Consider the following 1,222-nt stretch of genomic DNA (forward strand, 5'->3'; position numbering starts at 1 on the left):
GACTTATGATGATTGCGCTGGTGCAATAGCCCTTTCTTGTGGTGACAGTGTAGTAGGTGAAACTTTAACTGCAACAGATTCTGGCGGAAACGCTGCTCCAGATGTATTCTATAAGTTTACAGGTAGCGGTACACAACAGTTGGTTACTATTTCCCTTTGTGGCGGTGGTACTGACTATGATTCTGCATTACGCGTATTTGACGACTGCGATCTTTTAAATGAGCTTGCATTCAACGATGATTCTTGTGGTCTTCAGAGTGAGGTTAGCTTTACTTCTGATGGTACATCTACCTACTATATTATGGTAGAAGGATTTGGAAGCAGTTCAGGTAACTTTAGTCTAGACGTTAGCTGTCAAGATCCATTACCAAACGATGATTGTGGCGGTGCCATCGCTATGACTTGTGGTGAAACTGTAACAGGTTCAACTGTTGGTGCAACAACCGATACTGGTGCACCTGCTTGTGGTCCTGCAATCACTTCTCCAGGTGTTTGGTATTCATTTAATGACAACAGTGGATTGCCGGGAGATATTACGGTATCCCTTTGTAACGGAACAGACTTTGACTCTAAGCTTTCTATTTACAGTGGCGATTGTAGTGCATTAGTTTGTGTTGATGGGAACGATGATTCTTGTGGTCTGCAATCTGAAGTTACTTTTGCAAGTGACGGAAATACGCAGTACTATATTCTTGTTCACAGTTTTGGTGGAGCTACAGGTAACTTTACATTAGATGTAACTTGTATGCCAACACCACCTCCAAACGATATGATAGCAAACTCTATTGATGTAGACGAGATTGGTTTCCCTTACACAGACCCTGCTGTTGCAATGCCAGCTGCTACCACAGAGAATGGCAACCCACAGGATTGTGATCTTACTGGAGCCAACGGTGTATGGTACAATTTTGTATCTGCGGGCGATGGACAAGCCAATGCTATGATTGTAACTCCTGGCGGCGCTAGTTCTGTAACGTTCTATACCGCACCGGATGAGAATGCTACTGAGACTGATCTTGTATTGGTTCCACAAAACACCAACCAATGTGCACCTGGCACTTCTGCATCTATTTATACACTTGCAGGTCAGGCTTACTACGTGTTCGTGTTGAATACTGGTGCCATTACAGACATCACGATAGATGGTACAAACCTTGGCGTTTCGGATAATGATATAGTTGGTTTCAGCTATTACCCGAACCCAACCGAAGGTATTGTTAAT

1 pseudogene is annotated in these 1,222 nt (G+C 43.5%); it reads left to right on the forward strand.

Annotation, left to right across the window (positions count from 1 at the left end):
- Positions 1 to 1,222, forward strand: a pseudogene (locus K8089_RS16075) (hypothetical protein); the annotation flags it as partial.

Source organism: Aequorivita vitellina, from assembly GCF_022008365.1.
Classification (GTDB): Bacteria; Bacteroidota; Bacteroidia; order Flavobacteriales; family Flavobacteriaceae; genus Aequorivita; species Aequorivita vitellina.